Origin of the sequence: Nocardia harenae NBRC 108248, assembly GCF_001612885.1 — a bacterium.
GTDB lineage: Bacteria > Actinomycetota > Actinomycetes > Mycobacteriales > Mycobacteriaceae > Nocardia > Nocardia harenae.
In genome coordinates, this window is the sequence record NZ_BDBH01000007.1 from 226,176 (window position 1) to 250,090 (window position 23,915).

21 protein-coding genes and 1 pseudogene are annotated in these 23,915 nt (G+C 73.7%); 14 read left to right on the forward strand and 8 right to left on the reverse strand.

Annotated elements, in window-relative coordinates:
* The first annotated feature begins 82 nt into the window (after window positions 1-82).
* From ndk to proB, 6 genes are all read left to right on the forward strand, one after another.
* A complete protein-coding gene (gene ndk / locus NH2_RS16665) occupies window positions 83-499 on the forward strand; it encodes a nucleoside-diphosphate kinase (protein WP_067654539.1) in 417 nt (138 codons plus the stop codon).
* A gap of 522 nt (window positions 500-1,021) precedes the next feature.
* Window positions 1,022-4,786 (forward strand): translation initiation factor IF-2 N-terminal domain-containing protein, encoded by a 3,765-nt coding sequence (locus NH2_RS16670; protein ID WP_084505604.1) that lies wholly within the window; start codon window positions 1,022-1,024, stop codon window positions 4,784-4,786.
* A gap of 275 nt (window positions 4,787-5,061) precedes the next feature.
* A complete protein-coding gene (gene rplU / locus NH2_RS16675) occupies window positions 5,062-5,373 on the forward strand; it encodes a 50S ribosomal protein L21 (RefSeq protein WP_067654543.1) in 312 nt (103 codons plus the stop codon).
* A 19-nt stretch (window positions 5,374-5,392) separates the two neighbouring features.
* Window positions 5,393-5,659, forward strand: a complete 267-nt coding sequence (gene rpmA, locus NH2_RS16680; protein WP_067654545.1) for a 50S ribosomal protein L27 — start codon at window positions 5,393-5,395, stop codon at window positions 5,657-5,659.
* A gap of 117 nt (window positions 5,660-5,776) precedes the next feature.
* Window positions 5,777-7,231, forward strand: coding sequence for a GTPase ObgE (gene obgE, locus NH2_RS16685; protein ID WP_067654546.1), 1,455 nt, complete (start codon window positions 5,777-5,779; stop codon window positions 7,229-7,231).
* A complete protein-coding gene (gene proB / locus NH2_RS16690; RefSeq protein WP_084505605.1) occupies window positions 7,231-8,364 on the forward strand; it encodes a glutamate 5-kinase in 1,134 nt (377 codons plus the stop codon). The genes obgE and proB overlap by 1 nt, the downstream gene beginning before the upstream one ends.
* Window position 8,365: 1 nt before the next feature.
* On the opposite strand, the gene NH2_RS16695 is transcribed toward proB, so the two are convergent.
* The 8 genes and pseudogenes from NH2_RS16695 to NH2_RS16735 form a co-directional block, all read right to left on the reverse strand.
* A complete protein-coding gene (locus tag NH2_RS16695) occupies window positions 8,366-9,802 on the reverse strand; it encodes a hypothetical protein (protein WP_067654547.1) in 1,437 nt (478 codons plus the stop codon).
* The gene (locus NH2_RS16700) at window positions 9,799-10,173 is read right to left on the reverse strand and encodes a hypothetical protein (protein ID WP_067654548.1); all 375 of its coding nucleotides are present in this window, start codon (window positions 10,171-10,173) and stop codon (window positions 9,799-9,801) included. Before NH2_RS16700 ends, NH2_RS16695 begins: the two co-directional genes overlap by 4 nt.
* A 67-nt stretch (window positions 10,174-10,240) precedes the next feature.
* The gene (locus NH2_RS16705) at window positions 10,241-10,942 is read right to left on the reverse strand and encodes an ESX secretion-associated protein EspG (protein WP_067654549.1); all 702 of its coding nucleotides are present in this window, start codon (window positions 10,940-10,942) and stop codon (window positions 10,241-10,243) included.
* 102 nt (window positions 10,943-11,044) lie between these two features.
* Entirely contained in the window at window positions 11,045-11,980 is a 936-nt protein-coding gene (locus NH2_RS16710) for a D-isomer specific 2-hydroxyacid dehydrogenase family protein (RefSeq protein WP_067654550.1), read from the reverse strand.
* A gap of 3 nt (window positions 11,981-11,983) precedes the next feature.
* The gene (ligD, locus tag NH2_RS16715) at window positions 11,984-12,949 is read right to left on the reverse strand and encodes a non-homologous end-joining DNA ligase (RefSeq protein ID WP_067655719.1); all 966 of its coding nucleotides are present in this window, start codon (window positions 12,947-12,949) and stop codon (window positions 11,984-11,986) included.
* A gap of 63 nt (window positions 12,950-13,012) precedes the next feature.
* Window positions 13,013-15,142: a RecQ family ATP-dependent DNA helicase gene (locus NH2_RS16720; RefSeq protein WP_067654551.1), complete on the reverse strand. Its 2,130-nt coding sequence runs from the start codon at window positions 15,140-15,142 to the stop codon at window positions 13,013-13,015.
* 196 nt (window positions 15,143-15,338) lie between these two features.
* Window positions 15,339-15,868: pseudogene (locus NH2_RS28255) on the reverse strand (RtcB family protein).
* 167 nt (window positions 15,869-16,035) lie between these two features.
* A complete protein-coding gene (locus NH2_RS16735) occupies window positions 16,036-16,926 on the reverse strand; it encodes a ribokinase (protein WP_067654555.1) in 891 nt (296 codons plus the stop codon).
* A 64-nt stretch (window positions 16,927-16,990) separates the two neighbouring features.
* On the opposite strand from NH2_RS16735, the gene NH2_RS16740 reads away from it, so the two are divergent.
* From NH2_RS16740 to NH2_RS16775, 8 genes are read left to right on the forward strand one after another with little or no spacing between them, the layout of a single operon-like run.
* Window positions 16,991-18,259 (forward strand): glutamate-5-semialdehyde dehydrogenase, encoded by a 1,269-nt coding sequence (locus NH2_RS16740; RefSeq protein ID WP_067654557.1) that lies wholly within the window; start codon window positions 16,991-16,993, stop codon window positions 18,257-18,259.
* A gap of 23 nt (window positions 18,260-18,282) precedes the next feature.
* On the forward strand, window positions 18,283-19,179 hold the full coding sequence (locus NH2_RS16745) for an AAA family ATPase (RefSeq protein ID WP_067654559.1): 897 nt from the start codon (window positions 18,283-18,285) through the stop codon (window positions 19,177-19,179).
* A 2-nt stretch (window positions 19,180-19,181) separates the two neighbouring features.
* Window positions 19,182-20,591, forward strand: a complete 1,410-nt coding sequence (locus NH2_RS16750; protein ID WP_245650614.1) for a vWA domain-containing protein — start codon at window positions 19,182-19,184, stop codon at window positions 20,589-20,591.
* A gap of 19 nt (window positions 20,592-20,610) precedes the next feature.
* Window positions 20,611-21,255 carry a nicotinate-nucleotide adenylyltransferase gene (nadD, locus tag NH2_RS16755; protein WP_084505607.1) on the forward strand — a complete coding sequence of 215 codons (645 nt, stop codon included), beginning with the start codon at window positions 20,611-20,613 and terminating at the stop codon, window positions 21,253-21,255.
* Window positions 21,252-21,668: a ribosome silencing factor gene (rsfS, locus tag NH2_RS16760; protein ID WP_067654565.1), complete on the forward strand. Its 417-nt coding sequence runs from the start codon at window positions 21,252-21,254 to the stop codon at window positions 21,666-21,668. The genes nadD and rsfS overlap by 4 nt, the downstream gene beginning before the upstream one ends.
* Window positions 21,665-22,324, forward strand: coding sequence for a histidine phosphatase family protein (locus NH2_RS16765; RefSeq protein WP_067654567.1), 660 nt, complete (start codon window positions 21,665-21,667; stop codon window positions 22,322-22,324). Before rsfS ends, NH2_RS16765 begins: the two co-directional genes overlap by 4 nt.
* Window positions 22,314-23,063: a diglucosylglycerate octanoyltransferase gene (octT, locus tag NH2_RS16770; RefSeq protein ID WP_067654570.1), complete on the forward strand. Its 750-nt coding sequence runs from the start codon at window positions 22,314-22,316 to the stop codon at window positions 23,061-23,063. The genes NH2_RS16765 and octT overlap by 11 nt, the downstream gene beginning before the upstream one ends.
* Before the next feature lie 3 nt (window positions 23,064-23,066).
* The gene (locus NH2_RS16775) at window positions 23,067-23,909 is read left to right on the forward strand and encodes a DegV family protein (protein WP_067654572.1); all 843 of its coding nucleotides are present in this window, start codon (window positions 23,067-23,069) and stop codon (window positions 23,907-23,909) included.
* The last annotated feature ends 6 nt before the right edge of the window (window positions 23,910-23,915 follow it).

Sequence of the window (23,915 nt, forward strand, 5' to 3'; positions counted from 1 at the left end):
GTTCTCGCCGCACCCTAGCGGTGCGGCGCCCGCCCGGTGGCCGATGGGGTGTGCCGGCGGTTCGTGTCCTAGGCTCGGCGCCGTGACCGAACAGACGTTGGTACTGATCAAGCCCGACGGTGTGCGCCGCAGCCTCGTCGGCGAGGTGCTCGCCCGGATCGAGCGCAAGGGCCTGAAGATCGCGGCACTGGAGCTGAAGCACGTCTCCGCCGAGCTGGCGGGCAGCCACTACGCCGAGCACGCCGAGAAGCCGTTCTACGGCTCCCTGATCGAGTTCATCACCTCCGGCCCCGTGGTCGCCGCCGTGCTGGAGGGGCCGCGCGCCATCGCCGCGTTCCGGCAGCTCGCCGGCGGTACCGACCCGGTGGAGAAGGCCGTGCCGGGCAGCATCCGCGGCGATCTCGCGCTGGAGACCCAGGAGAACCTGGTGCACGGCTCCGACTCGCCCGAATCCGCCAAGCGCGAGATCGCGCTCTGGTTCCCCGAAACCAGGGGCTGACCGGCCAGGCGACCCGCCCGCGGCCGGGGACGCGCCGCCCTTTCGCGGCGCGCCCCCGCCGCGTGCGTCGGCCCTTCGCGAGCGCCGATGGCGAACGCCCGGCGTCCGGTATGGGATACTGGCTGTGGCCGTGGACGACGCCGCCGGTTTCGCGCAGGTACGCGAACGGCGGTCGGCGCACTCGGCCGGATGACACCGCGGTTCGATGCCGATCATCGCTGCCACGGCCCCGCCCATGATCTGGTGCGGGCCGAGCCGGCACGCTGGATGAGCGCTCGGGCCGCGGAGTTCAGCCGTACAGCCAGGCTCCGCGTGACCAGTTGGACCGACCGATGACAGACCAGGTGATGACCGGGCACGCGGGGCGAGACCACTGACCGCACGCCGACGAGGCGCGTGGATGGGACAACGCCCCCGCGACGGCCGCGTCACTCCGTACCGGGAGGGACGCGCCCGGGGGCCCGAGGAGACTTCGTGGCCGAAAAAGAGCCGCTAAACACAACAAAACAGGATGCCGAAGAATTGCCGGAGCGAATCCGAGTTCACGCACTCGCCAAGCTGCTGGGGACGACGAGTAAGCGCATCCTGGCAAAACTGACCGAGCTGGGGTCCGAGGCGCGGAGCGCGCAGTCCAATGTGGACCGCGACGTCGCGCATTCGGTGCGCCAGGCGTTGGCCGAGCAGGAAACCGAGGGTTCGCCGGGGGGTGCCGCCGAGGTGGCCGCGCCGTCGGCCGCCGTCGAGCCCGCGGTCGATGCGCCGACGGCCACGGAGGGTGGCTCCGGTTCGCCGGGCGGGGAGAAGCCGTCGCGGCGTAGGCGGGCAACCCGCGCCTCCACCGCGGCGAGCGCCGCCGGTGAGCCCGCGCCGGGAACCGGGGCCGAGGGGTCCGGTGCAGGTGCCGCCGCTGAGCAGTCCCGTTCGGGTGCAACGGCCGAGCAGTCCCGTTCGGGTGCCACGGCCGGGGAGTCCGTCGCGGGCGCCGCCGGTGCGTCCCGTTCGGGCGGCACAGCCGGGGAGTCCGGCTCGGGCGCCTCTGCTGGGGAGTCCGGCTCGGACACCGCCCCGAGGGCGAGCGCCTCGGCGCACGGCAGCTTGTTCACGCACCGGGAGACCCCGGAGGCGGCGGTCGCGGCACCGGCCTACGACCCCGCCGCCGTTGCGGTCCCGCTCTTCCAGGCGCCGGACGCCGCCGCGGCCGAAGAGGAGCGCCGCCGCCGCCGCGCCGAGCGCGAGGCCGCCAAGCGCAGTCGCGAGGAGGAGCGCGCCCGCGAGGAGGCCGCGCAGCAGGCAGGCGTCGAGCGGGCCGAGGACGACCGCGGGGCCGATCAGCCCCGCACCGAGCAGGCGCAGGACGACGGCGACGACTCCGACGACGACCGCGAGTCCGGCGAGCACGACGACGACCAGCCGCGCCGCAGGCGCCGTGGCCGCCGTGGCCGTGGCCGCGGCAGGGGCGAGCAGAACTCGGACGGCGACGACGACGAGCGCACCGACTCCGAGGACGACGACCAGCGCGCGGACGAGCCCGAAGGCCGCACCGACGACGCCAAGCACAGCACCGACGACGCCAAGGGCAGCACCGACGACGCCAAGGCGGACGACGACTCCGACGACGACGAGGACGACTCCGGCGTCCCGGAGGGCGCGAGCAGGCGCCGCCGCAGGCGCCGCAGGCGCAAGGTCGGCGGCGATTCCGGCGAGGCCGACGCCTCCGAGGACGACCCGCCGAACACCGTCGTGCACGAGCGCGAGCCGCGCGCCAAGAGCCGCAAGCCGGTCGACGAGGTGCAGGGCATCTCCGGCTCCACCCGGCTGGAGGCCAAGCGGCAGCGCAGGCGCGACGGCCGCGAGGCCGGGCGCCGCCGCCCGCCGATCCTCACCGAGTCCGAGTTCCTCGCCCGCCGCGAGGCGGTGGACCGGGTCATGGTGGTGCGCGAGAAGTCCTTCCCGGATCACCCGACCGCGACCCAGGTCGCGGTGCTCGAGGACGACATCCTGGTCGAGCACTTCGTGACCAGCACCGGCCAGGCCTCGATGGTCGGCAATGTGTACCTGGGCAAGGTGCAGAACGTGCTGCCGAGCATGGAGGCGGCCTTCGTCGATATCGGCCGCGGCCGCAACGGCGTGCTCTACGCCGGCGAGGTGAACTGGGAGGCCGCCGGGCTCGGCGGCCGCGAGCGCAAGATCGAGCAGGCGCTGCGCCCCGGCGACCAGGTGCTCGTCCAGGTCTCCAAGGATCCGGTCGGGCACAAGGGTGCCCGGCTCACCACCCAGATCAGCCTGGCGGGCCGCTTCCTGGTGTACGTGCCAAGCGGCACCTCGGCCGGGATCAGCCGCAAGCTGCCCGACACCGAGCGCAAGCGGCTCAAGGAGATCCTGCGCGACATCGTGCCGGACGACGCGGGCGTGATCATCCGCACCGCCTCCGAGGGCGTGAGCGCGGCCGAGCTGGCCCGCGACGTGGAGCGGCTGCAGGCCACCTGGCGCACCATCGAGGAGCAGGCGAAGGGCGGCTCCGGCGCCCCCAAGACGCTCTACGAGGAGCCGGACCTGCTGGTCAAGGTGGTTCGCGACCTGTTCAACGAGGATTTCTCCAACCTGGTCATCGAGGGTGACAGGGCCTGGAGCACGGTGGAGAACTACGTCCGCACGGTCGCGCCGGACATGCTGTCCCGGGTGCACCGGCACGAGAACGGCAACGTCGACGCCTTCCAGACGTACCGGATCGACGAGCAGCTGGCGAAGGCGCTGGACCGCAAGGTCTGGCTGCCCTCCGGCGGCACCCTGGTGATCGACCGCACCGAGGCGATGACGGTGGTCGACGTCAACACCGGCAAGTTCACCGGCTCCGGCGGCAGCAACCTGGAGGAGACGGTCACCAGGAACAACCTGGAGGCGGCCGAGGAGATCGTGCGGCAGATGCGGCTGCGCGACATCGGCGGCATGATCGTCGTCGACTTCATCGACATGGTGCTCGAGTCCAATCGCGACCTGGTGCTGCGCCGGCTCACCGAGGCGCTCGGCCGGGACCGCACCAGGCACCAGGTCTCCGAGGTGACCTCGCTCGGGCTGGTCCAGATGACCCGCAAGAAGCTGGGCACCGGGCTGGTCGAGGCCTTCTCCACCACCTGCGAGCACTGCCACGGCCGCGGCATCCTGGTGCACAGCTACCCGGTCGAGGCCGGTGGCGCGCCGGAGGAGAGCGGCGGCGGCCGCGGCGGGCGCAACGAGAATGGGTCGCGGCGGCGGCGCGGCCGGGACAAGGGCGCCGCGGCGCAGGCTCCGTCCGGCAACGGCGCCGCGGAGCCGGAGCACGACGAGGACACCGCCGCCCGCAGGGCGCACCCGGTGGCGCTGGCCATGGCGGCCGCGCACCAGGGTGACGAGGTGCTGGCGAGCGATATCGCCGACGGGGCCGAGGACGCGGCGGTCACGCCGTCCGGCCCGGATGTCGCGGTCGTCGTCGGGGCCGGTACGACCGGTCCCGAGGCGGGCGACGATGCCGAGCACGTGCCGACCGGTCGTGGGCGCAGGCGCAGTCGCCGCGCGTCCCGCGGCGCGGGCCGGGCGGGCGCCGACGAGCGCGTGGCGGTCGAGCAGGTGGCCGGTGAGCGAGCGGCCGCGGAGGCCGATCCGGCGACCAGCTCGGCGATCGAGCCGGGTGATGCGCCATCCGCGGCGGAGGTCGCCGAGGCCGCAGAGGAGGTGGCCGCCGGTCAGGAGGCCGCCGAGGCCGCTGCCGAGCGGGATGCCGCGACGGCAGCCGGTGGGCAGGCGGATGCCCGGGGTGCGCAGCAGTCCGCTGCCGCGCAGCCGGCGGTCGCGGCTACCGACTCCGGCAGCCGGGACACCGTCGTGCCGGCAGCGGCCGCCGACCGCGGGCACCCGGACACCGGAGCGGCAACCACCGCGCCGGAGCCCGCCGCGGCAGCGGGCGAGGCCGCCGACGCGGCCCGCTCGGCGATCGAGCCGGGCGACGCCCCGTCACCGGAGGCCACGGCCGCGGCGGCAGCCGAGGTGAACGGCGCCGCGGCGCAGGCACCCCGCCGCCGCCGGGTGGCCAGATCCGCCGCCGCGCCGAGCGCGGACAGCACGGGCGCCGTCTTCGTGCTCTCCGGCCCGGCCACCACGAGCGCCGAGCCCGCCCCCGCCGGCCCGGCCACCGCGAGCGCCGAGCCCGCCCCCGCCGACCCGGTCGGCGCGGAGCAGGTCCCGGTGGTACGCAGCCGTCCGCGTCGCCGCGCGGTCGGCCGCCCCGCTGGTCCGCCGGTCGACGGCGAATGACCGGCGCGCCCCGGGATCCCTGGTGGTCCCGGGGCGATTGGGAGGTGGAGGATGCCCTCTGGTAACCTTGGCCAGTCGCTGTCCGGCGATGTATGCGCTGCTGTCACGTCCTTTCGGGCGTTCGCGCAGCGCCGCGATCGGACCCGTGCGGCCACCCGCTGAGCATCGCTCGCGCAGCCCTGCTGCGCACGATCCGGGGCAGGACACCGAAGACAGTCGTGGCGCCGATGCGCCGCGAGAGAACGAAGACACAGTCGAGTGGAGGAAGCCGACCGATGGCAACGTACGCGATCGTCAAGACCGGCGGAAAGCAGTACAAGGTCGCGGTCGGTGACCTGGTGAAGGTCGAGAAGATCGAGGGCAAGGTCGGCACCGCGGTGCAGCTCGCCCCGGTCCTCGTCGTCGACGGCGCCGATCTGACCACCGACGCCGACAAGCTGGCGAAGGTCAATGTGGCCGCCGAGGTCGTCGAGCACACCAAGGGCCCGAAGATCCGCATCCACAAGTTCAAGAACAAGACCGGCTACCACAAGCGTCAGGGTCACCGTCAGCCGCTGACGGTCCTGAAGGTCACCGGCATCAAGTAATCGGCGAGGAGAAGCAGCCATGGCACACAAGAAGGGCGCGTCCAGCTCGCGCAACGGTCGTGACTCCGCCGCACAGCGCCTCGGCGTGAAGCGCTTCGGCGGGCAGGCCGTGAAGGCGGGCGAGATCCTGGTTCGCCAGCGCGGCACCCACTTCCACCCCGGCGTGAACGTCGGCCGCGGCGGCGACGACACCCTGTTCGCCCTGGCGGCGGGCGCGGTGACGTTCGGCACCAAGCGGGGTCGCAAGACCGTGAACATCGTGGTCCCGGAGCCGGCGCAGGCCTGACGCCGCCGCCACTCCACGCACCAAGTCAGCGGGTCAGGGTGAGACACCCTGGCCCGCTTTCGCGTTTCCGCATCGGGCCGGGCGGGCCCGCGACCCCCGAAGGAGGATGATCAACCCATGTCCAAGTTCATCGATCGGGTCGTCGTGCACGTCCGCGCCGGTAACGGGGGACACGGCTGCGCCTCGGTGCACCGCGAGAAGTTCAAGCCGCTCGGCGGCCCGGACGGCGGCAATGGCGGCAACGGCGGCGACGTCGTGCTCGAGGTGGACGCCAATGTGCACACGCTGCTCGACTTCCACTTCCACCCGCACGCCAAGGCAGGCAACGGCAAGCCGGGCGAGGGCGGCAACCGGGACGGCAAGCGCGGCGGCGAGCTGCTGCTGAAGGTGCCGGACGGCACCGTGGTGCTGAACGGCAAGGGCGAGGTGCTGGCCGACCTGGTCGGCGCCGGCCAGCGCTTCGTCGCGGCCCGCGGCGGGCGCGGCGGCCTCGGCAATGCCGCGCTGGCGTCCAAGGCGCGCAAGGCGCCCGGCTTCGCGCTGCTCGGCGAGGAGGGCGACGAGAACGAGCTGGTGCTCGAGCTCAAGTCGGTGGCCGACGTCGGGCTGGTCGGCTTCCCGTCGGCGGGGAAGTCCTCGCTGGTCTCGGTGCTCTCCGCGGCCAAACCCAAGATCGCCGACTACCCGTTCACCACGCTGGTGCCGAACCTCGGCGTGGTGCTGGCCGGGGAGATCACCTTCACCGTCGCCGACGTGCCCGGGCTCATCCCCGGCGCCAGCGCCGGGCGCGGCCTCGGCCTCGACTTCCTGCGGCACCTCGAGCGCTGCGCCGTGCTCGCGCACGTGGTGGACTGCGCCACCCTGGAACCCGGCCGCGACCCGGTCTCCGACGTCGACGCGCTGGAGGACGAGCTCGCCGCCTACCGCCCCGCGCTCGCGGGCGATATCGGCCTCGGCGACCTCGCCGACCGGCCGCGCGTGGTGATCCTGAACAAGGTGGACGTCCCCGACGCCGCCGAGCTGGCCGAGATGGTGCGCCCCGAGTTCGAGGCGCGCGGCTGGCCGGTCTTCGAGATCTCCGCGGTGAGCAGGGCCGGGCTGCGGCCGCTCACCTTCGCCCTCGCCGAGCTGGTGCGCGGCTACCGCGAGGCGCACCCGAAGGCGGAGCCGAAGCGGCAGGTCATCCGGCCGGTCGCGACCGACGAGACCGGCTTCACCGTCGTCCCGGACCCGAACGAGCCGGGGGGCTTCGTGGTCCGCGGCGTGCGGCCGGAGCGCTGGGTGCGGCAGACTCAGTTCGACAACGACGAGGCCGTCGGCTACCTGGCCGACCGGCTGGCCCGCCTCGGCGTGGAGGACAAGCTGGTCAAGCTCGGCGCGCAACCCGGCGCCTCGGTGACCATCGGCCCGGTGACCTTCGACTGGGAGCCGCAGATCTCGGCGGGCGTCGACATGGTGCCCACCGGCCGCGGCACCGATATCCGGCTGGAGAACAACGACCGGATCAGCGCGGCGGAGCGCAAGCACGCCTCCCGGGTCCGGCGCGGGCTGGTCGAGGACGGAGACGAGTAATGACGGGCGCTGACCTACGCTCCGGGATCGAGCTGAGCGAGGCCAGGCAGGCCATTGCCGGCGCGCGCCGGGTGGTGGTGAAGATCGGCTCCTCCGCGCTCACCAGTCTCGCCGGCGGGCTGGACACGGTGCGGCTGGACCGGCTCGCGGACGCCGTCGAGGCGCGCATGCGGGCCGGCTCCGACGTCGTCGTTGTCTCCTCCGGCGCCATCGGCGCAGGCATCGCGCCGCTCGGATTGACCACGCGGCCGCGCGATCTCGCGACCAAGCAGGCAGCGGCGAGCGTCGGGCAGCTGGCGCTCGCGCACGCCTGGGGCACCTCGTTCGCGCGGTACCGCCGCACGGTCGGGCAGGTGCTGCTCAGCGCCGACGACTTCGCCCGCCGCGAGCACCACCGCAATGCCCAGCGCACGCTGGACCGGCTGCGCTCGCTCGGCGCGGTCGCGGTGGTGAACGAGAACGACACCGTCGCCACCGAGGAGATCCGGTTCGGCGACAACGACCGGCTCGCCGCGCTGGTCGCGCACCTGGTCGGCGCGGACGCGCTGGTGCTGCTCTCCGATGTGGCCGGGCTCTACGACGGTGATCCACGCAAGGGCGACGCCTCGCTCATCCCCGAGGTGCGCAGCAGCGCCGACCTGGACGGGGTGATCGCCGGGACCGGCGGCGTGCTCGGCACCGGCGGGATGGCCTCCAAGCTCTCCGCGGCGCGGCTCGCGGCCGACGCCGGGGTGCCGGTGCTGCTCGCCGCCGCGGCCGACGCGGCCCAGGCGCTCACCGCGGGCACCGTCGGGACCGCGTTCGCGGCGCGGCCGGTGCGGTTGTCGGCGCGCAAGTTCTGGGTCAGGCACGCGGCCGACAGCCGCGGGGCGCTGCTGCTCGACGAGGGCGCGGTGCAGGCGGTGGCGCATCGGCGGCGCTCGCTGCTCGCCGCCGGGATCGTCGGGGTGCGCGGGCGGTTCTTCGGGGGTGACGTGGTCGATCTGGTCGCGCCGGACGAGCGGGTGGTCGCGCGCGGGATCGTCGAGTACGACAGCACCGAGCTCACCGGGGTGCTCGGCCGCTCCACCGGTGAACTCCCGGACACCATGCAGCGCCCGGTTATTCACGCCGACGACCTGGTCAGCGTGTAGCTCAGGAGCCGGGGATCACACCGGGCTGCTCGGTCGTCGTTCCCGGTGGCGGGGTGGCGGCGCCGTCCTCCGGCACCGGGCCGGTGATGCCCGGCTGGCCGTCCGGGTCCGACAGGGTCGGGTCGCCGGAGCCGCTCGGCGGGGGTGCGGGTGCCGGGGGCGGGGGAGGAGTCGTCTGCTCGGTCGGCGGAGCCGGAGCAGGTGCCGGGTTCGGCGCGGGTGCGGACGATTCCGGGTCCGGTGCGGGTGCGGGGCTCGGCGGCGGTGCCGGATCCGGGTCCGCGGGCGCACCGCCCCCCGGTACCTGGGGGCCTGGCCCCTCGGGTATCTGCCCCTCGGGGCCCGGACTGGGCGCTTGCTCCTCGGGACCTGGACCCGGCATCTGCCCCTCGGGACCGGGGCTCGGCATCTGCCCCTCGGGACCTGGACCCGGCATCTGCCCCTCGGGACCCGGGCTGGGTGCCTGCCCCTCCGGCTCCGAGCCACCGGGCGCCTGTCCACCGGAGCCAGGCTCGCCGGGTGGCTGCGAGCCCGGGCCACTCCCTCCCGGCGCCTGACCGTCCGGCCCGGTGCCGCCGGGCGCTTGCCCGTCGGGCCCGGTGCCGTCGGGCGCCTGCCCGTCGGGGCCGGTGCCGCCGGGTGCCTGCCCGTCGGGGCCGGTGCCGCCGGGTGCCTGCTCCTCCGGACCGGAGTCGCCGGGAGTTGCTCCGCCGGAATCGGTTCCGCCGGGTACCTGCTCGTCCGAACCCGCCCCGCCGGGAGCACCGGAATCCCCCGACCCCTCCCCGTCCGGCCAGGCCCCCTCCTCCCCGTAGCTCTCCGGAACCGACTCCCCGTCCCCCGACGGCGCCGAATCCCACTCCGGCACAGCCCCGTTCGGCAGCGCCGAGGAACCACCGGGCAGTGGGGGCGGCGCGGGCAGCGCCGGAACCCCGTCTCCGGCCGCCTGATACGCGGGTTTGTAGATCATGTTCATGGCCAGCAGCGCTTCCTGCCGCAGCAACTCCTGCGTCATCTGGGCATCGATGATCCGCGCCGACTCCAGCAACCGCGCGATGGCCCCCACCGGCCCGGAATCCCCCGGCGGCACCACCGCCACCTTCACCGCCTCCGCGGCGGCCGCGACGGCCCCGAGCCGGGCCCCGACCTGCCCGAGTACCCCGGCGAGCTCGTCCACCGATGCGGCGAAGCTGCGCGCGCTCGCGTAGGCGGCGTCGGCGGTGGCGCCCTCCCACTCCATGGAGTTCATCACCCGGTCGACGCTGGCCCTGGTCAGCGGCATGGAGGTGCTGAGCGTGCCCGCCGCCTCCAGCCAGGTCACCGAGGCGCGCAGGATGGCGCCCGCGTCGATCTGCTGGGTGCGGGCGTGGATCTCCTCGTGCGTCATCGACTCGAAGTGCTCCATCGAGCTGACGTAGGTCGGATCGGTCCCGGTCATCGCGGCTGCCTCGCATCGACGGCGCGCAGCGCGGCGGCGGCCGCGGCGTCGGCTTCCTCGAAGAGCCCGGCGCTGAGCAGGAACGCCTCCTTCATCCGGTAGGCGGCCTCGATGTACTGATCGAGCAGCGCCGCGGCGTCCCGCGCCTTGTGCGCGAACCCGGCCTGCAGCTGCTGCGCCGAGACGAACCCGCCGAACCCGTGCAGCTCGCCGACCGATTCCAGCCGCTGTTGCAGGTAGAGCAGCCGGTCGGCCTGGTGGTCGTACATCTCGGCGCACCGCCGCGCGGCCGCCGGATCGAACGCGACGGAGCCCGTCCGCGCCTGTTCGCCGAATCTCGCGATATCGGCTCGGCTGGTCTCGATCGTCATCACGCACCCCCGGAGATCTTCGGACGCGTTCAGCCTATCTTGCGACGCCGATCCCCGACACCGAAGCTCAGGCCGGAATCCGTTTCTGCAGTTGCGCGGCGAGCTGCTCGGTGCCGGCGGGCACCAGGTGCACGGTGTCGCCGGACTTGATGAGGTAGCGCCCATCGCCGTCGACATCGATCCAGGTGTAATGCAGCGCGGGCGGCGGGGCGTCGCGATCCAGCCTGGCCTCGATCCGGATGTGTCCCTCGGCGGTGTGCGGCTGCAGCAGCACCTTGCGGATGAGCCGGGCGGCGGGCGGCAGGCCGTGCGCCTCCTCGTCCCGCACCGCGTCCACCGTGGCGGCCCGCGCGGGCAGCCTGCCTGCCCGTGCCGGGGGCAGCGCCTGCGCGATCCGGGCGCCGAGCCTGGTGGTGTGCCCGATCGAGAGCCGGACCGTGCCACCGAATTCCGGCCTCCGGCCGGGCTCCTGCACCGCGAGCACCGCGTGGTCGAAGACCGCGCAGGCCAGCAGCCGGATCTCGGCGCCGGGGCGGTGCCCGCCGCCGATCACCACGATCCTGGTGTGCGGCGCGGAGAGCAGCCGCAGGCAGGCGCTCAGATCCGGGTCGGCGCGGTGCGGCAGCCGCGCCGAGAGCTCGGCGCGCAGCTTCTCGGCGGCGTCCTCGGTGCGCGGGCTCTCCAGGATCCGGAGCGGGTAGGGCACCCGGTCGCTGTCGGTCTCCCGCCAGACGTGGGCGAACTCGTCCGGGGTGAAGCTCCAACCCATGCAGAACCACATCCTCACCGCGCCCGCCCGCCGAGACGGCCCGAGCCTAACCGCGCCGCGCGAGGCTGCGAAAGCCCGCGCCCCGGCGCCGGACTCGATCGATCAGTACCCCGCGCCCGGATCGACCGGGGCGAGCAGCTCGTCCCCGGCCGCGAAGCGGCGCACGTTCTCCCGCACGTGCGCGGCGAAGGCGGCCACCCGCACCTGCGGCGGATTCGAGTCGTGCGGGGTGATGATCACGTTCGGCAGGGTCCAGAGCGGATGCCCGTCGGGGAGCGGCTCGGGGTCGGTGACATCGAGCCCGGCGCCGCCGATGGTGCCCGCACGCAGCGCCGCCAGCAGCGCCTCGGTATCGATGAGGCTGCCCCTGGCGACATTGATCACCCACGAGTTCGGCCGCAGCAGCGCCAGTTCCGCCGAGCCGACCAGGTGCGCGGTGGCGGGCGTCGCCGGCGCCGCGACGACGACGTGGTCGGCCACCGGCCACACCGTGTCCAGCCGGTCGGCGGGCACAGTGGTGATCCCCTCCGGGATGCCGGGGCCGGTCACCGGACGGCCGGAACGGTTCACCGCGATCACCTCCGCGCCCAGCGCGAGCAGCGAGGGAATCAGCGCCCGGCCGATCCCGCCCGCCCCGACGACGGCGACGGTGCTGCCCCGCAGCGTGCCGACGTGCGGCAGGAAGTCGCGCTGCCGCCAGGTGGTGGCGCGCAGATGCTCGGGCAGGTAGCGGACCCCGGCGAGCAGCAGCGCCAGCGCGTGCTCGGCCACGGTCGCGGAGAAGGCGCCCGCCGCGGAGGTGAACCGGACATCCGGATAGCGTTCCAGCACCCCGGCCGCGACGAAATCCTCGATCCCGGCGGCGTGCAGCTGCACCCACTCGATCCCGGCGGGCAGCCGCTCCGGGAAACCATCGGCCTTGCTCGCCCAGACCAGGGCGCGGGCATCGGCGAGGCCGGCGAGCTCGCCGCCGCCCGCCTCGATCGCCGCGCGCAGGGCGTCCGAGACCTCGGGGGCCACCGCGACCGGAACCGTCACTCGCTACTCCTCGCTCGCACTGTCCAGCTCGACGGCCTCGACGCCGTCGCGGTCGGCCCGCTCCAGCAGCGGGTCGATCCGGAACACGGCGTCGTCGATGCCCGCGTGCAGGTCGCCGAGCTCGGCGAAGCGCGCGGGCACGGTGCGCACCGTGAAGTCTCGCGGGTCGATTTCGGGGATCTCGTCCCAGCGCACCGGGGTGGAGACGGTGGCCGCGGGCACGCCGCGCACGGAGTACGCGGCGGCGATGGTGTGATCCCTCGCGTTCTGGTTGTAGTCGACGAAGAGCTGCGCCGGGTCGCGGTCCTTGCGCCACCAGGTGGTGGTCACGTCGTCCGGGGCGCGGCGCCGCACCTCCTCGGCGAAGGCGAGCGCGGCCCTGCGCACCTCGGTGAAGCCGTGCTCCGGCGCGATCCGCACGTAGACGTGCAGCCCCTTGCCGCCGCTGGTCTTGGGCCAGCCCACCGCGCCGAACTCCTCCAGTACCTCGTGCACCACGCCGGCCACCCGCCGCACCCGGGACCACGGGCAGTCCGGCATGGGGTCGAGGTCGATGCGCCACTCGTCGGGGCGCTCGGTGTCGGCGGCGCGCGAGTTCCAGGGGTGGAACTCGACGGTGGACATCTGCACCGCCCAGATCACGTCGGCCAGCTCGCGCACGCACAGTTCGTCGGCGTGCCTGCCGTAGCGCGGGAAGAAGACCCGGACCGTCGGCACCCAGTCCGGGGCCCCTGCGGGCAGCCGCTTCTGGTGCACCTTGGCCCCGGCCAGCCCCTTGGGGAAGCGGTGCAGCATGCAGGGCCGCTCGCGCAGCGCGGTGACGATGCCGGGGCCGACGCTCAGGTAGTACTGCACCAGGTCGAGCTTGGTGAGCCCGAGCTCGGGGAAGTACACCCGGTCGGGATTGCTGACGCGGACCGTGCGCTCGCCCACGTCGAGTTCGAGCGCGGGGGACGATTTGCCTGGCACGCCACCGACCCTAGCTGCCGGATTGCCGCGGTGCGCGGCCCGCGAGCCCATGTCGCGGCCCGCTCACGTCGGCGTCGCCAGCGCGAAGGGCAGCACCGCGGGGGCGCCGGCCGCGCGCAGCGCACAGGCGGCGACGGTGAAGGTCCACCCGGACTCGCTCTGCGCGTTCACCAGCAGCACCGGGCCACCGACGTCGTGCAGGTCGGGCACGTCCCAGGAGCCGTACAGCCCGGCCACCCGGTGCGCCGAATTGGCGGCGGAGACCGGCGGGTGCTCCGGCCGCTTGTGCAGCACCCCGAGGTCGCGCAGCCTGCCCACCTCGGCCAGCCGGGCGGCGAGGGTGCGGGTGAGCTCGTGGTTCCGGTCGTCGTCGAGGGCGAGCACCGCGACCGGCCGCTCGGCCCAGTCCCACTCCTTGAGCACCGCGACGCAGGCGGTCACGATGTCGTCCGGCACCGGCCCGTCGGGGGCGTCCAGCAGCGCGCGCAGCCTGCGGCCCCAGCCCAGGTCGCTGAGGCGCCCGAGCACCCGGCCCGGCTCGGCGCCCGCGCCGATCTTGCCGGAGAGCGGGATGCCGAGCGTCTTCATGCCGGTCGGCCACTGCTTGCGCGGGGCCAGGTCGATGCCGGGGCGCGCGATCCTGGCCCTGGTGGCGGCGACGGTCTCGGCGCCGGGCGTCGGGTCCAGCCGGGTGCCGGTGCAGTTGTCGCAGCGCCCGCAGGTCTCGCCGAGCGTGAGCCCCGGGTCGTCGAGCTGGCTGCGCAGGAAGACCATCCGGCAGCCGTCGGTGGCCTGGTAGTCGAGCATGGCCTGCTGCTCGGCCTGCCGCGCTCGGTCCAGCCGCTCGTAGCGCTCGGCGTCGTAGTGCCAGGGCTGCCCGGTGCCGAGCCAGCCGCCGCGCACCCGGCGCACCGCGCCGTCCACGTCCAGCACCTTGAGCACCATCTCCAGCCGGGAGCGGTTCAGCTCCACCCGCGGCTCCAGCGCCGCGGTGGAGAGCGGGCGCTCCGGGTCGAGCGCGTCCAGCACCGCGCGCACCACCGACTCGCGCGGGAAGGCGACCGAGGCGAACCAGCTCCAGATCCTGGCGTCCTCCGGGCCGGGCAGCAGGATCACCTCGGCCCGCTCGGTGGCCCGCCCGGCCCGCCCGACCTGCTGGTAGTAGGCGATCGGCGAGGAGGGCGCGCCGAGGTGCACCACGAAGCCAAGGTCCGGCTTGTCGAACCCCATGCCGAGCGCGGAGGTGGCGATCAGCGCCTTGACCTCGTTGCGCAGCAGCGCCTGCTCCAGGTGCTCACGCTCGGTGGGGTCGGTCTGGCCGGTGTAGGCGGCGACCTCGTGCCCGGCGGCGCGCAGCACGTCGGCGACATCGTGCGCGGCGGCGACGGTGAGCGCGTAGACGATGCCGGAGCCGGGCAGCCGATGCAACTGCTCGCCGAGCCAGGCGGTGCGCTCCACCGCGTCCTCGATCCGCACCACCGACAGGTGCAGCGACTCCCGGTCCAGGGTGCCGCGCAGCACCAGGGTGTCGGCGTCGATCCGGCCGCCGCTGCCGATCTGCGCGGCCACGTCGGTGACCACCCGGTCGTTGGCGGTGGCGGTGGTGGCGAGCACCGGGATGTCGGCGCCGAGATCGGCGACCAGGGTGCGGATGCGCCGGTAGTCGGGGCGGAAGTCGTGGCCCCAGTCCGAGACGCAGTGCGCCTCGTCGATCACGACCAGCCCCGCGTCGGCGGCGAGCCGGGGCAGCACCTGGTCACGGAAGTCGGGATTGTTCAGCCGCTCCGGGCTGACCAGCAGCACGTCGACGGTGCCCGCCGCGACCTGCTGGTGGATGGCGTCCCACTCGGTGACATTGCCGGAATTGATGGTCGCGGCCACCACGCCCGCGCGCTCGGCCGCCGCGACCTGGTTGCGCATGAGCGCGAGCAGCGGTGAGACGATCACGGTCGGGCCGCGCCCGGCCCGGCGCAGCAGCTTCGCCGAGATGAAGTAGACCGCCGACTTCCCCCACCCGGTGCGCTGTACCACCAGCGCGCGCCTGCGCTGCACGACCAGCGCCTCGATGGCGACCCACTGGTCCTCGCGCAGCCGCGCCTCCGGCCCAGCCAGTTCACGGAGCAGCTCCTCGGCCGCGTCGCGCAGGGCCGATCCGGTCGCGAGGTCCGGCCCGGTGCCGGTGTCGGGGCTCATGCGGCCATCGTGCCGTACGGGACCGACAGCGTGCCGCCACGCGCGGATCGCGGGTCGCGCGGGCGGCGAACACCCGGCGTGCTGCCTGTCGCGCCGGGCAACCGGAGCCGGTCGATCCGCACCGCGTTGTCCGCGGCGGGTCGGCCGACCCCGGTCGTGGCGGGCGGCACCCGCAGGTGCCTGCCACCGGAACGGCCTACCCCTTGACGCAGAGCACCTGGCGCAGCGTCGCGACGACGTCGACCAGGTCGGCCTGCGCCGCGATCACCGCGTCGATGTCCTTGTACGCGGCCGGGATCTCGTCGACCACGCCCGCGTCCTTGCGCGACTCCACCCCCTCGGTCTGCGCGACCAGGTCCGCGACCGTGAACTGCTTCTTGGCCGCGTTCCGGCTCATCCGCCGCCCGGCACCGCCGCCTCGATCCGGGAGCGCAGCGCCTTCAGGTCGTCGGGCAGGTCGGCGGCGGTGAGGTCGGTGCGCACGCTCTCCATGCCGCAGCCGATGTCCACCCCGACCGCGGCGGGCGCGACCGCGTCCCGCATGGCGATGACCGAGCCGACGGTGGCGCCCTTGCCGAGGTGCACGTCCGGCATCACGCGGACGCCGTGCACCCATTCGAGCTGGGCGAGGGTGCGCAGCTGCCGCAGGGCGGACTGCTCGATCTCGTGCTCGTCGGCCCACATGAGCGTCTGCGCACGGGTGCCGTGCAGCTCGACGGGGAACATCGGTCTTTCCTTCCGTTCGGGTACGTCAACGGTAGGAACGAACCGCGCGCCGCGCGAGGCAATATTGCGCCGCCCCGGCGGCGGGCGCGTGCGTCCGCGCCGCAGGGGACCGGCTCGGCGGTCGCCGCGGCCGGTCGGCTGTGCCCGGTGCTCCGGGAGCCGATCCCTCAGTCCGGCCGCGCATCCGGCCGGGCGAGCACGCGCGCGATGGCCGACGCGTCCGGAACGGCCGTGGTGGCGCCCAGCGCGGTGGTGGCGAGCGCGCCCGCGGCGCAGGCCCAGCGCACTGCTTCCTCGGGGCCGTGCGCCCAGCGGGCGGCGAGCGCGCCGGTGAAGGCATCGCCCGCGCCGGTGGTGTCGACCGCGCGCACCCGAACCGCGGGAATGGTGAAGCACCCGTCCGGCCCGTCGTACCGCGCGCCGTCGGCGCCGAGCGTGGTCACCCGGTGCGGCACCTGATCCAGCACGTCGCCGATGGCCTCCGCCTCACCCCGGTTCACCACCGCGATATCGACCAGCGCCCACAGCTCGGCCGCGAGCCGCTGCACGGGTGACGGATTCAACACCGTGACTGTCCCGTTCGCCCGCGCGTGCGCGAACCCCGCCGCGACCACCGGAATCGGGATCTCCAGCTGGCACAGCAGGATGTCGGCCGCCGCGATCGCCACCAGATCGGCCGGATCCAGCTCCGCGAAGGCGTGATTCGCCGCGGGCACCACCACGATGGAGTTCTCCCCGTCCCCATCCACCACGATGGTCGCGGTCCCGCTCGGCCCCTCGGCCCCGCGCAACCCGCGCACCTCGATCCCCTCGCGGACCAGCGATTCCCGCAGCGCGGGCGCGAACACGTCGTCCCCGACCGCCCCCAGGAACCGCACCCCGGCCCCGCTGCGCCGCGCCGCCACCGCCTGATTGGCGCCCTTCCCGCCCGGCACCGCGGCGAACCCGGTGCCGAGCACCGTCTCCCCGGGCGCCGGCCGCCGCCCGACCGTGGCGACCAGGTCCATGTTCACGCTGCCGAGCACGACGACCGCGGCGGGCAGGGGTTCGGCTCTCATCGGCCGGACAGTAGCCCGGACAGCGCCGTCCGCGCGCGGGATACCGCTGGGTAGGCTGTACCCCATGACGGCAGGAACGACCGAGCAGGAGTCCGGCGTCCGCGAAGCGGTGCACGAAGCCGCGCGCCGGGCCCGGGTCGCCTCGCGCACGCTGGCGCAGCTCACCACGGCGCAGAAGAACGAGGCGCTGCACGCCGCCGCCGACGCGCTGCTCGCCGCCGCCGACACCGTGCTCGCCGCCAATGCCGAGGACCTGCTCGCCGCCCAGTCGGCGGGCACCGCCGATTCGCTGCTGGACCGGCTCCGGCTCACCAAGTCCAGGATCGACGGCATCGCCTCCGGGCTGCGCCAGGTGGCCGGCCTCGCCGATCCGGTCGGCGAGGTGGTGCGCGGCTCGACGCTGCCGAACGGCCTGGAGATCCGGCAGCTGCGGGTGCCGCTCGGCGTGGTCGGCATGGTCTACGAGGCCCGCCCCAATGTCACCGTCGACGCCTTCGGGCTGGCGCTCAAGTCCGGGAACGCGGCGCTGCTGCGCGGCTCCTCCTCGGCCGCGCACTCGAACGCGGCGCTGGTCGAGGTGCTGCGCGAAGCCCTTGCCGGGCTCGGCATCCCGGCCGACGCGGTGCAGCTGCTGCCCAGCGCCGACCGCTCCAGCGTCACCCACCTGATCCAGGCCCGCGGCCTGGTCGACGTGGTGATCCCGCGTGGCGGCGCCGGGCTCATCTCGGCCGTCGTGCGCGACGCCACCGTGCCGACCATCGAGACCGGCACCGGCAACTGCCACGTCTACGTGCACGCCGCCGCCGACCTCGAGATGGCCGAGGCGATCCTGCTCAATGCCAAGACCCGCAGGCCCAGCGTGTGCAATGCCGCCGAGACGGTGCTGATCGACGCCGCCGTCGCGGAGACCGCGGTGCCCAAGCTCACCGAGGCGCTGCGCACCGCGGGCGTCACCATCCACGGCGACCTGCCCGGGCTGGTTCCCGCCACCGACGTCGACTGGGGCGAGGAGTACCTGACCCTGGACATCGCGCTGAAGGTCGTCGACGACCTGGACGCCGCCGTCGAGCACATCAACACCTGGGGCACCGGGCACACCGAGGCCATCGTGACCGCCGACCTGGCCGCCGCCCGCGCCTTCAGCGCCAGGGTGGACGCCGCCGCAGTCATGGTGAACGCCTCCACCGCCTTCACCGACGGTGAGCAGTTCGGCTTCGGCGCGGAGATCGGCATCTCCACCCAGAAGCTGCACGCCCGCGGCCCGATGGCGCTGCCGGAGCTCACCTCCACCAAGTGGATCGTCTGGGGTGACGGCCAGATCCGGCCGGTCTGACCCAGAACGGAAAGGACGGCACGGTGGCCAGCACCGACGTACAGGAACCCGTATTCGGCTCGGTCGAGGACGTGATCGACCGCCTCGCGGAGACCGGCTACCTCGCCGACAAGGGCACCGCCACCTCGGTCTTCCTCGCCGACCGGCTGGGCAAGCCGCTGCTGGTCGAGGGCCCGGCCGGGGTCGGCAAGACCGAGCTGGCCCGCGCCGTCGCGCAGACCAGCGGCGCCGAGCTGGTCCGGCTGCAGTGCTACGAGGGCGTGGACGAGGCGCGGGCGCTCTACGAGTGGAACCACGCCAAGCAGATCCTGCGCATCCAATCTGCTTCCGCAGGGCGAGCCTCCTCGGAGAACGACTGGGCGGAGACCAAGGCCGACGTCTTCACCGAGGAGTTCCTGCTCTCCCGGCCGCTGCTCACCGCCATCCGGCGCACCGAGCCGACGGTGCTGCTGATCGACGAGACCGACAAGGCCGACGTCGAGATCGAGGGGCTGCTGCTGGAGGTGCTCAGCGATTTCGCGGTCACCGTGCCGGAGCTGGGCACCATCACCGCCGCCCGCAGGCCGTTCGTGGTGCTCACCTCGAACGCCACCCGCGAGCTCTCCGAGGCGCTCAAGCGGCGCTGCCTCTACCTGCACCTGGACTTCCCGGACGAGGAGCTGGAGCGCCGCATCCTGGCCAGCCGGGTGCCCGACCTGGCCCCCGCCGTCGCGGCGCAGCTGGTGCGGATCGTGCACGTGCTGCGCGGCATGCAGCTCAAGAAGCTGCCCTCGGTGGCCGAGTCCATCGACTGGGGCCGCACTCTGCTCGCGCTCGGCATGACCGACCTGGACGACAACGTCGTGCGCTCCACCCTCGGCGTGGTGCTCAAGCACCGCAGTGACCACGAGCGGGCGCTGAACGAGCTGAAGCTGGCCTGACCGTGGCCGAGCAGCCCACCCTGCACGCACCGCACGGCATCCCCGGCCACCTCGTCGGCTTCGTGGAGGCGCTGCGCACCAGGGGCATTCCGGTCGGGCCGTCGGAGACCGTCGACGCGGGCCGGGTGCTCACCGTGCTGGACCTGATGGACCGCGAGGTGCTGCGCGAGGGGCTGGCCTGCGCCCTGCTCCGCCGTACCACGCACCGCGCCACCTTCGACAGCCTCTTCGACCTGTGGTTCCCGGTGGCGCTCGGCGAGCGTGGCAACTGGGCCGACGACATCGAGATCCCGCGCACCCCGGACGGCCGGGTGGACATCCCCGAGCTGCGCGCCCTGCTCGCCGAGCTGCTCGCCCAGGAGAACCCCGGGCCGCAGCTGGAGCAGCTCATCGGGCAGCTGGTCGAGCAGATGGGGCAGTACCAGTCCGCGCGCGGCCCCTCGTTCTCCGCGTACCAGGCGCTGCGCGACGTGCAGCCACAGACGCTGCTGGCCAAGATCCTGGCGGGGCTCGGGCTGCCTGCGGACGCCACCGACTTCGACACCGAGCTGGCGCGCAGGCAGGCCAGGCAGCGGATCGAGGGGTTCAGGGCCGGGGTCGAGGCGGAGACGCGGCGCCGGGTCGCGGAGCGGATCGGCCGCGAGCGGGTCGCGAGCTACGGCGTCGCCAGGCAGGCCGAGGATGTCGACTTCCTGCGCGCCTCCGAGCGCGAGCTGGCCGAGCTGCGCCGCAGCACGCGGCGGCTCGCCCGCATCCTGGCGAGCAGGCTCGCGGCCCGGCGCAGGCACGCGAAACGCGGCGAGATCGACCTGCGCCGCACGCTGCGCAAGTCGATGTCCACCGGCGGCGTGCCGATCGACCTGGTGAACCGCAAGCCCCGGCCCGGCCGCCCCGACCTGGTGCTGCTCTGCGACGTCTCCGGCTCGGTGGCCGGGTTCAGCAACTTCACCCTGCTGCTGGTGAGCGCGCTGCGCGAGCAGTTCTCCCGGGTCCGGATCTTCGCCTTCGTGGACCAGGTGGACGAGGTCACCCGGTTCTTCGACCCGCACACCCAGCTGGACGAGTCGATGACGAAGATCTTCGCCGAGGCCGACGTGGTCGGGCTGGACGGCCACTCCGACTACGGCGCCGCGCTCACCGGCTTCGCCGACCGCTTCCCGGACGCCGTCACCAGCCGCAGCTCGCTGCTCATCCTCGGCGATGCCCGCACCAACTTCCGCGACCCCCGGCTGGCCACGCTGCAATCGCTGGTCGGCACCGCCAAGCACGCGCACTGGCTGAACCCGGAGGCGACCACGCACTGGGGCTCCGGCGATTCGGCGGCGCGCAAGTACGCCGAGATCATCGAGATGCACGAGTGCCGCTCGGCCCGCCAGCTGACCGAGGTCGTGTCCCGGCTGCTCCCGGTGTGACCGGTTAAGCTCGGCAGCCATGCGGGAAACAGGACGGCCGGCCCCCCGGCTGGGGGTGATGGGCGGCACCTTCGACCCCATCCACCACGGGCACCTCGTCGCGGCGAGTGAGGTCGCCAACCGGTTCGACCTGGACGAAGTGGTCTTCGTCCCGACCGGGCAGCCGTGGCAGAAGGCGGACAAGAAGGTCAGCGCGGCCGAGGACCGCTACCTCATGACCGTCATCGCCACCGCCTCCAACCCGCGCTTCTCGGTGAGCCGGGCCGACATCGATCGCGGCAAGGTCACCTACACCGTCGACACCCTGCGCGAGATGCGCGCCCGCTACCCGGACGCCGAGCTGTACTTCATCACCGGTGCGGACGCGCTGGCCAATATCCTCACGTGGCAGGATTGGGCCGAACTGTTCGAGCTGGCGAAGTTCGTCGGGGTGAGCCGTCCTGGCTACGAGCTCAATGCCGATCACCTGGCGGAGTATCTACGCGACATGCCCGCCGACGCGGTCACCATGATCGAGGTGCCCGCGCTCGCCATCTCGTCGAGCGAGTGCAGGCGCCGGGCCGCGGAGAACCGCCCGGTCTGGTATCTCGTGCCCGACGGCGTCGTGCAGTACATATCGAAGCGGCACCTGTACGTGCCGAACGGACCGGAAGGTAGCGAATGAGCGCATCGGACGAATCGGTGCAGATGGCACGGGTCGCCGCGGTCGCGGCGGACGAGAAGCTGGCCTCCGATGTGGTGGTGCTCGACGTCTCCGAGCAGCTGGTGATCACGGACTGCTTCGTGATCGCGTCGGCGCCGAACGAGCGGCAGGTCAATGCCATCGTCGACAATATCGAGGAGAAGCTGCGCGACGCGGGGCACAAGCCGGTGCGCCGCGAGGGCACCCGCGAGGGCCGCTGGGCGCTGCTCGACTACGTCGACATCGTGGTGCACATTCAGCACAACGACGAGCGCAACTACTACGGCCTGGAGCGGCTCTGGAAGGACTGCCCCACCGTCCCCGTGCCCGGCATCGGCGCCGACGGCCGCCCTGCCGACAGCACCGCGGCGGCGGGTGACGGGGCCGCCGAGTGAGCAAGAACGCCGGCGTACGCACGCTGATCCTGCTGCGGCACGGCCAGACCGAGTGGAACGCGGTCGACCGGATGCAGGGCCAGATCGACACCGACCTCACCGAGCTCGGCCGGGGGCAGGCGAAAGAGGCCGCGCGCGAACTCAATTCGCGCAATGCCATCGCCATCCACTCCTCCGACCTGCGCCGGGCGCGGGATACCGCGCAGGCGCTCGGCGACAGCACCGGGCTGCCGGTCGTGCTCGACCCGCGGCTGCGCGAGACCAGCCTCGGCATCTGGGAGGGGCTCACCCACATCGACGTCGACCGCGACTACCCGGGCGCTCGGGTGGCCTGGCGGATGGACGCCTCCTACACCCCGCCCGGCGGCGAGAGCAAGCTGCAGGTCGGGGCCCGTTCGCTGCCGCTGGTGCACGAGCTGTACCGGGAGCGCGACGATTGGCCCGGCCGGACCGTCTTCCTGGTGGCGCACGGCGGGCTGATCGCCGCGCTCACCGCCGCGCTGCTCGACCTGCCGCCGCGGAACTGGCCGATCCTCGGCGGGCTGGCCAACACCAGCTGGGTGCAGCTCAGCGCGCACGGCCCGAGCTTCGAGCGGCCGGGGTGGCGGCTGGACGTGTGGAACGCGGCGGCGAAGGTGGCGCCGGATGTCCTCTGAGGAGCGGCCGACGCTGCTGGTCATCGCGGACTCGCTGGCCTACTTCGGGCCCAGGGGCGGGCTCTCCGCCGACCACCCCCGGATCTGGCCGAATCTCGTTGCCGCCGAACTGGGCTGGGATGTGGAGCTGGTCGGCCGGATCGGCTGGACCTGCCGCGATGCCTACTGGGCGCTGATCGGCGACCCCCGGGTCTGGGCCTCGGTCCCGCGCGCGGGCGCGGTGATCTTCGCGACCGGTGGCATGGATTCGCTGCCATCGCCGCTGCCGACCGCGCTGCGCGAGCTCATCCGCTACGTCCGCCCGCCCGCGCTGCGCCGCCGGGTGCGCGAGGTGTACAACGCGGCCCAGCCGCACCTGTCCAAGCTGGGCAGGCCGGTCGCGCTGCCGCCGCGGGTGAGCGTCGACTACCTGGAGCAGTCGAGGGCGGCGCTCGCCGGGCTGCGCCCCGAGCTGCCGATGATCGGCGTGCTGCCCTCGGTGCACGTGTGTGCGGCGTACGGCAAGGTACACCGGGGCCGTGAGCCCATGGTGCGCGCGCTCACCGAGTGGTCGGCGCACAGCGGCGTCCCGCTGGTCGACCTCGGGGCGGCGGTGCGCGAGAACGTCTTCTCCGGCGCGGGCAACCCGGACGGCATCCACTGGGGCTGGGCCGGGCACGCCGCGGTCGCGGAGTCGATGCTGAAGGTGCTGGCGGCCCACCCCGGGCTCGCCGCGGAGAGCGTGCGGGAGGGCCGGTAGACCGTGGCTGTCGTGGTCGTCACCGATTCGTCCGCCTCCCTGCCCGCCGAGCTCGTCGCCGAACTCGACATCGTCGTCGTCCCGCTGCACGTCCTCGCCGGTGACCGCACCATTCGCGAGGGCATCGACCCGATCGACATCGACTACGGCTCGGACGAGGTCAGCACCTCCGCCGCCGCCCCCGGCGAGCTGCGCGCCGTCTACGAGCGCGCGCTGCAGCGCAGCGACGGTGCCGGGGTGGTCGCCGTGCACCTCTCCCAGCAGCTCTCCGCCACCTGGGAGGCGGGCAGGCAGGCCATTGCCGAGCTGGGCTCGGAGCGCATCCGGCTGGTCGACTCGCTCGGTGCCGGGCTGGCCACCGGGCTTCCCGTCCTGGCCGCTGGCCGCCGGGCCGCCGCGGGGGAGGGGATGGACGCGGTGCACGAGGCCGCCGACGCCGCCGCGCGCCGGGCCCGCACCTTCATCCTGGTGAACCGCACCGAGCAGCTGCGCAAGGGCGGCAGGCTCAGCACCGCCGCCTCGTTCTTCGGCAGCGAGCTGGTCACCAAGCCGCTGCTGCAGATCGTGGAGGGGCGGCTGGAGCTGCGGGAGAAGGTGCGGACCAGGTCCAAGGCGTACAGCCGGTTGGTCGCCGCCGCCGTCGAGGCGGCCGGGGGCGAGCCCGCCGCGGTCGGCGTGCAGCACCTGGGCGCCGCCGATGCCGCGGCGACGGTCGCGGGCCAGTTGCGGGAGAAGCTGCCGGATGTCACCGAGCTGGTGCAGGTCGAGTTCGGGCCCGCGCTGGCCGTGCACCTCGGGGTCGGCGCGGTGGGGGTTGTCGTTCTCCCGGGTGGCTGCGGGAGCTGACGACAC

Bases quoted from the DNA above. Each gene is read 5' to 3' on its own strand.
- NH2_RS16705 (WP_067654549.1), bottom strand. From the start codon at position 10,942: ATGGGTTGGAGCTTCACCCCGGACGAGTTCGCCCACGTCTGGCGGGAG.
- NH2_RS16735 (WP_067654555.1), bottom strand. From the start codon at position 16,926: ATGAGAGCCGAACCCCTGCCCGCCGCGGTCGTCGTGCTCGGCAGCGTG.
- NH2_RS16695 (WP_067654547.1), bottom strand. From the start codon at position 9,802: ATGACCGGGACCGATCCGACCTACGTCAGCTCGATGGAGCACTTCGAG.
- nadD (WP_084505607.1), top strand. From the start codon at position 20,611: ATGCGGGAAACAGGACGGCCGGCCCCCCGGCTGGGGGTGATGGGCGGC.
- NH2_RS16700 (WP_067654548.1), bottom strand. From the start codon at position 10,173: ATGACGATCGAGACCAGCCGAGCCGATATCGCGAGATTCGGCGAACAG.
- NH2_RS16720 (WP_067654551.1), bottom strand. From the start codon at position 15,142: ATGAGCCCCGACACCGGCACCGGGCCGGACCTCGCGACCGGATCGGCC.
- proB (WP_084505605.1), top strand. From the start codon at position 7,231: ATGACGGGCGCTGACCTACGCTCCGGGATCGAGCTGAGCGAGGCCAGG.
- rpmA (WP_067654545.1), top strand. From the start codon at position 5,393: ATGGCACACAAGAAGGGCGCGTCCAGCTCGCGCAACGGTCGTGACTCC.
- octT (WP_067654570.1), top strand. From the start codon at position 22,314: ATGTCCTCTGAGGAGCGGCCGACGCTGCTGGTCATCGCGGACTCGCTG.
- NH2_RS16740 (WP_067654557.1), top strand. From the start codon at position 16,991: ATGACGGCAGGAACGACCGAGCAGGAGTCCGGCGTCCGCGAAGCGGTG.
- obgE (WP_067654546.1), top strand. From the start codon at position 5,777: ATGTCCAAGTTCATCGATCGGGTCGTCGTGCACGTCCGCGCCGGTAAC.
- rsfS (WP_067654565.1), top strand. From the start codon at position 21,252: ATGAGCGCATCGGACGAATCGGTGCAGATGGCACGGGTCGCCGCGGTC.
- rplU (WP_067654543.1), top strand. From the start codon at position 5,062: ATGGCAACGTACGCGATCGTCAAGACCGGCGGAAAGCAGTACAAGGTC.